Annotated in this window: 3 protein-coding genes and 1 pseudogene; all 4 read left to right on the top strand. The window is 39.4% G+C overall.

Annotated features, from left to right (window positions below; genetic code table 11):
* Positions 1 to 329: 329 nt before the first annotated feature.
* The gene (locus tag AC1DND_RS22525) at positions 330 to 2,669 is read left to right on the top strand and encodes a family 20 glycosylhydrolase (RefSeq protein ID WP_477584839.1); all 2,340 of its coding nucleotides are present in this window, start codon (positions 330 to 332) and stop codon (positions 2,667 to 2,669) included.
* 429 nt (positions 2,670 to 3,098) lie between these two features.
* Positions 3,099 to 3,500: a hypothetical protein gene (locus AC1DND_RS22520; protein WP_477584838.1), complete on the top strand. Its 402-nt coding sequence runs from the start codon at positions 3,099 to 3,101 to the stop codon at positions 3,498 to 3,500.
* A gap of 46 nt (positions 3,501 to 3,546) precedes the next feature.
* Positions 3,547 to 5,091, top strand: coding sequence for a S10 family peptidase (locus AC1DND_RS22515; RefSeq protein ID WP_477584837.1), 1,545 nt, complete (start codon positions 3,547 to 3,549; stop codon positions 5,089 to 5,091).
* A gap of 593 nt (positions 5,092 to 5,684) precedes the next feature.
* Positions 5,685 to 5,907 (top strand): annotated as a pseudogene (locus tag AC1DND_RS22510) (acetyl-CoA carboxylase carboxyl transferase subunit alpha); the annotation flags it as partial.

Here is a 5,907-nt window from a genome sequence, read left to right as displayed (position 1 = left end):
CTGTAGAGGAAGCTGCTAAAAATGGTGTTAACTACAAGGCCGCTTCCGCAGCTGTTCCAGGTGGCGATAACCTTGCAGGTAGAGTTTGGTGGGATAAATAATTTATATGATCCCGGTTTTTTACCAGCCGACATTGCTTATGCAGTGTCGGCTTTTTTATTCAATTGGTTTCTATTGCATTTTCATCAAACGTTTGCGCAAAACTTACTTGAGCGTATAAAGAAGTTTAGTTTATCTTTAACTCATAAGTGTATCATCTTCAGTATTAAAACTGTAATGTGCTTAACGGAATACGCTAAACGCAAATTATAATAATTCATCATTTACACATGAAAAGCATTCTATTTACTCTTGGTTTCGTTATTGTCATTCAAGGTCTTTTATTCGGTCAAACCGACAGCACGGTTATTCAATCAGTACCTAACATTAAAGAAATAAAGGCCGGCGACAAGAAAATTATTTTTCCCGAAAGCCCAAAAGGTTATTCCTTGGTATTTAAGGGAAGTAATCGTGAACCAATAGTAAATCCATCTGGCGATATTAATACCCCACTGGTTGCAACAAATGTCAACTTGTACTTCGAGCTGATTAGTCAGGTAAGTGATTCGATACGGTATGATGTATCTAAACAGATCGTTGTGCCTGGGAAATTTTCAGACGGTGGCATTAACCCACAACCTTTTGTAATCCCCGCTTTACGCGAATGGCATGGTGGTAAAGGCAATTTCTCTTTAACGGCCACCAGTAGAATTGTTTTAAATACAGCGAATGAGAAACGGCTGCAGAACGCTGCCAGCATTTTAAAACAAGAGTTGAAAGATCAGTTGGGTTTTAACCTGTTAATTGTGAAAGGTAAGGCTAAAAAAGGCGATATTTTTTTATCGTTAGGTGCAACAGATAAAAGCATTGGCGAAGAAGGATACTACTTTAATGCAGATGAATATATTACCATTAGTGCAGTAAAATATCAGGGATTATTCTGGGGAACCAGAACTTTGCTACAGTTATTGGAACAGAAAAATTCCATTCCAAAAGGGCTGGCAAGAGATTACCCTGAATTTAAAGTACGCGGATTTGTGCTCGATGTTGGCCGTAAGTTCTTTAGTTTACAGTTTTTAAGAGATTATGTGAAATTCATGTCTTACTACAAATTGAACGATTTTCAGATCCACCTAAATGACAATGGCTTTAAAAAATACTTCAATAATAATTGGGCTGATACTTATTCGGCTTTCCGTTTGGAAAATACAACCTACCCAGGGCTGACGGCAAAAGATGGTTCTTATACCAAAAAGGAATTTATGGCGCTACAACAGTTAGCCGATAATTATGCGGTCCGCATTATTCCAGAAATTGATGCACCGGCGCATGCGCTGGCCTTTACCAAGGTAGTCCCCGAAATTGGCAGTAAAGCATATGGTATGGATCACCTCGATCTCCATAATCCACTTAGTTATACGGTTATGGAAAATGTATTTAAAGAATATATTTCTGGTAACACACCAGTGTTTACGGGTAAAGCGGTTCACATTGGTACAGATGAATATGCTAAAAAAGATGCAGAAGTTTTTAGGGCTTTTACCGATCGCATGATTAAATATGTAGAAAGTTTTGGAAAAGATGTTAGGCTGTGGGGAGCATTAACACACGCAAAAGGTACCACTCCTGTAAAAGTAGAAAATGTGGTGATGAACACCTGGTATAACGGTTATGCCAACCCTGTTGAAATGAAGAAACTGGGCTATAAGCAAATCAGTACGCCTGATGGATGGCTATATATTGTACCTGCAGCAGGCTACTATTATGATTACCTGAACATTAAAAATCTTTATAACAAATGGACCCCTTCTATGATCGGAAATGTTCAGTTTACACCTGGCGATCCTACTATATTAGGTGGCTCTTTTGCCGTGTGGAATGATATTGTAGGCAACGGAATTACAGAAAAAGATGTACATGACAGGGTATTTCCCGCCATGCAGGTATTAGCACAAAAGATGTGGGGAGGAAGTAATACAACTTTAACCTTCGACGATTTTAACGTTTTGAGCAAGAAGATAGGTGAAGGCCCATCATTAAACATAAGTGGAAAGCTATCTAAAAACGATGCACCATTTACAGCCCAGTTTAATTTCGATAAAAAGGACAAACAAATCAAAACTACTGATGCAACTTATACAGAAGGATATTTAAAGAACGCTTTATCATTTTCAGGAAAAGATAGTTATGCCAGGTTACCATACGCTGAAATAGGTTATAATTATACGGTTTCTTTTTGGGTAAACCCTGCCAGTAACAATTTGGATGGTGCGCTGTTATTCAAATCGCCTAACGCTACTGTAAAATTAAAACAGACAGGTACGGGCAAACTTGGGTTTTCAAGGGAAGGTTATGATATCGATTTTGGATATGCTTTGCCCGAAAATAGCTGGACACACGTGGTCATAACCGGAACCAATAAGGGCACCAGTCTTTATGTGAATGGTAAACTCGAAAAACGATTGTACGATAACTGGATCACGTTTACAGACAAAGACAAAACGAAAGTGCGTAAATCGGAAACTTTGTTTTTTCCGCTTCAAACAGTTGGCGGATTTAAAGGAAAGTTAGATGAATTGCAAGTTTGGAACAAGGTATTGTCAGATGAAGAGATTCTGGCCTTAAAGTGATAAAAAAGAATTAAACAATAACCCGTCTCGATTAAATCAGTTTTTATTAGCCGATACCGCAAATGCGGTATCGGCTTTTTTGTCTCCCGTATTTTGAATAATATTTTAAGCAAACGTTTGTGCTGTGTCGGTTTTAGACTTTGTTTTCTTAGGCTTAAAGTAGATTCAAACTGTAATATTAAACAGTCGTAGTTGTTTGATTTAGTTATTTTCTGTGATTTTGTATTTGCTTATTAATCAAACGTTTGCGCGTAGGTTTAGCGAGGCATCTCCTCAACAAAGCATTATCTTTAACTAACAAGCTACTGTAATCTCACCTGTAATTTAATAGTTATTCACTTTTACTACCGCGTAAGATTGTAGTTGTATTTTCTGGCGCTATACACAAATGATTTTTAATTAATATTTAACCCATTTAAACCAAAGAAAATGAAAAAAACAATTGCTTTACTTGTAGCTTCTTTAGCTTTTACAGTTTGTCTGTTTAGTAGTTTTACGCCCGAAAAAGTTGCCCTTTCCCCTAAAAAGGTTATGCGCCGGGGTGTAGTTACGGTTACAAAAAATTTCACGACCAGTAATGGCCTGGCTGCAGTGGCAACACTTCAGTATACCACCGGGCAGGTTTATTCGAGCATTACAGTAAGCATAGAAGGAGAGGGCAACGTTCCGCTAACTTCGGTGTCCCATTCCTCAGGCCCAATTTATGCCGATACTTTTGAAGGTTATAAGGCCGGATCTTATTATGAATATTTTGTAGATGTATTGGTAACCGGAAACCCGACTATTGGCTGGCAAATTTCAGATGCAAGCGCCGAAGCGGTGGTGATTTAAATCGCCAGCCTAAATAAAGAGTCTACTGCTTCATTGCAGCAGTTTTTTGCAGAACCGGCATTGCCAAAAGCAGTGCTGGTTTTTTTTACAACAAGAACCAAGAAAAAGCCAATCTAAAGAAACCGTAACCACTACCCAGGTTACCGTTAAAGATGAACCTAAATCTTCAGCAAACGAAAGGACAATTAAAGTAGAAAGTTCTGTTGTTACCAATCATACTGTAAATATCGATGGCAAATCCGTTCCTTATAAGGCCACAACAGGTACATTACCGGTTTGGGATGAAGACGGAAAACCGATTGCAGGCTTGTTTTATACTTATTACGAACGCAGTGATGTGCAAAATCGCGATAAACGACCTTTAGTAATCTCTTTTAACGGCGGCCCGGGTTCAGCTTCAGTTTGGATGCACATCGCCTATACTGGCCCTGTGGTTTTAAATATTGATGACGAAGGTTATCCTGTGCAACCTTATGGTTATAAAGAGAATCCATATTCTATTTTAGATGTTGCCGATATTATTTACGTCGATCCGGTTAACACTGGCTATTCAAGAGCGGTGAGTAAAGATATTCCAACCAATAAGTTCTTTGGAGTACGTGCCGATATTAAATATCTGGCTGAGTGGATCAATACTTTTGTAACCCGCAATAACCGATGGGCCTCTCCAAAATTTTTAATTGGCGAGAGTTATGGTACCACACGCGTTTCGGGTTTGGCTTTAGAGCTGCAAAACAGTCAATGGATGTATTTAAACGGTGTGGTTTTGGTTTCGCCAACAGAACTTGGTATTGAGCGTAGTGGCCCTGTTGATGCGGCTTTGCGTTTGCCATATTTTGCAGCTACAGCCTGGTATCATAAGGCGCTTGCGGCCGATTTACAAGGCAAAGATTTAACAGCCATGCTTCCTGAGGTTGAAAATTTTACCATTAATGAATTAATCCCAGCTATTTCGCAGGGCGGGATGTTAAGTGCTGATAAAAAGAAAGCCATTGCCACAAAAATGGCGCATTACTCCGGTCTTTCAGAAAAAGTGATATTAGATTACAACCTCAATGTACCAACCGATTTCTTTTGGAAAGAACTGCTGAGAGATAAAGGTTTTACAGTAGGTAGATTAGATTCGCGCTATCGTGGTATCGATAAAATGAGTGCCGGCGAAGGACCCGATTATAATGCAGAGCTAACCTCTTGGCTACATTCCTTTACACCAGCCATTAATATGTACATCCGCAACGAGCTGAATTATAAAACCGATTTAAAGTACAATATGTTCGGTTCCGTTTACCCATGGGATAAAGCAGGTGATCAGACTGGCGATAACCTCCGCCAGGCCATGGCACAGAATCCATATCTGCACTTATTGGTGCAATCAGGTTATTACGATGGTGCCTGCGATTATTTCAATGCGAAATACAGCATGTGGCAGTTAGATGCGGCAGGTAAACTGCAAGACCGTATGAGCTGGGAAGGTTACCGGAGCGGACACATGATGTATTTACGTAAAGATGATCTGAAAACGGCCAATAACCATATCCGTGAATTTATCAAAAAAGCATTACCAAAAGCAGGCGAGGCAGCTAAGTTCTAAAATTGGTCGTCATTTCGACTGAAGTGCAATCCCGAATTTTCGGGAGAGAAATCTTTAAGCGAGTTCAGATAAATCGCTTAAAGATTTCATCGCCAAACTAATTATTTGTCAACTCTTTTAGGTTTATTGGAGCGCAGGTGCAGTGTAATAATTATCGTTCGTCCTGCTTTGCGCTATATCTTTTTTATTGTTCATGTCATGCTGAGGCACGAAGCATCTCACCCCGATGAAACAGATGCTTCGTGCCTCAGCATGACAGCAATTTTAAGGTAGTGCTGTAAAAAAGTATGCCGCTTCAATCAGGGCTAGGTAGGTTAGGGCGGTGGCAAGGAAACCCCTCATAGTTGCAGGAACAGGTGTAATCTAAACCCGACCGGAGTGAGATGCTCCCGATTTTACATCGGGAGCAGAAACGGGGGCGGGACAGAACCAAACCAAAGCACCACTGCAATTGCTTTCCAAATCATGAAGAATAAAAAACTATTTACAATGCTAATTTTCCTTTACGCTGGTTCGATTTATTCCCGCAAAAACGCAAACAAAAAACTGTTCACTGCAAACTAAAAATAATTACTTATTTTTGTGGTTCAATTATGCAGCAAATAAAAACATCATTCGATTTTGAAAAACCTATTGCCGATTTAGTTCAGCAGATAGAAAAGGTTAAGCAAGTTGCCGAAAAAACTAAGGTAGATATGTCTGCCACTTTAGATGAGCTTGATGGTAAATTAGATGAAACTACCAATAACTTATATAAAAATTTAACCGGTTGGAACAAGGTTCAGATGAGCCGTCATCCCGATCGCCCGCAAACAC

It is taken from the genome of Pedobacter sp. 01N416 (assembly GCF_056399685.1).
This window is presented reverse-complemented; position numbering and strand designations above follow the sequence as displayed.

Coding starts and splice junctions, on each gene's coding strand:
- AC1DND_RS22520 (WP_477584838.1), top strand. CDS start 3,099: ATGAAAAAAACAATTGCTTTACTTGTAGCTTCTTTAGCTTTTACAGTT.
- AC1DND_RS22525 (WP_477584839.1), top strand. CDS start 330: ATGAAAAGCATTCTATTTACTCTTGGTTTCGTTATTGTCATTCAAGGT.